General features: G+C 54.9%; 2 protein-coding genes. Both read left to right on the forward strand.

Features of this window, described 5'->3' with window-relative positions; genetic code table 11:
* Positions 1 to 147 (forward strand): CD1845 family protein (locus GPK90_RS19325; RefSeq protein WP_346011306.1); only part of this gene is annotated, 147 nt, incomplete at its 5' end.
* Positions 148 to 226: 79 nt separating this feature from the next.
* A partial coding sequence (locus GPK90_RS18735; protein ID WP_215703665.1) for a relaxase/mobilization nuclease domain-containing protein occupies positions 227 to 714 on the forward strand: 488 nt, incomplete at its 3' end.

Consider the following 714-nt stretch of genomic DNA (forward strand, 5'->3'; position numbering starts at 1 on the left):
TTTTTCACGCCGACGCCCATAGGCGGGATTGTATTTCTGTTTCTTGCCTTCCTTCTTTCGCCGTATGGACTGCAAGCGGCGGCGGGCTCCCTTCTTTGGGCGCTGGACGGAGGCAAATCCGCTCTGTACCGGTTTCTGGCAAGTTAAGCAGCCTCGGGCCATACTGGCCCGAAGTCGGGGCGGTCGGAATGGGCCGCCCCTTTCTCATGGAAAGGAGGAATGATTTTTGGCTACCACAACTTTGTTACAGCGCCATGCGGGCGAAGGCGAAACGATTGCTGAGGCTATCCGGGATTGTCTGGACTATGGCAAGGACCCGGAGAAAACAGAAAGCGGAAAGTATATCTCCGCTTATGAATGTGATCCGGCCACCGTGGCGGACGAGTTCCTTTTGGCAAAGGCCAGCTATGCCGCTATGACGGGCCGGGAACAGAAGAAAGAAAATAATGTGCTGTGCTATCAGATACGACAATCCTTCTATCCGGGCGAGATCACCCCGAAGGAGGCGAACCGTATCGGCTATGAGCTGGCTATGCGCTGGACAAAGGGGCGGCACGCTTTTATCGTTACCACGCACACCGATAAGCAGCACATCCATTGTCACATTTATTACAACTCCACCACCCTTGACTGCACCCGGAAATTCCGAAATTTTTGGGGCTCCAGCTTCGCCCTTCGGCGGCTCTCTGACAGGCTGTGCCTTGAAAACGGGCT

The sequence above is a fragment of the Clostridium sp. MCC344 genome, from assembly GCF_018785365.1.
Classification (GTDB): Bacteria; Bacillota; Clostridia; order Lachnospirales; family Lachnospiraceae; genus Pilosibacter.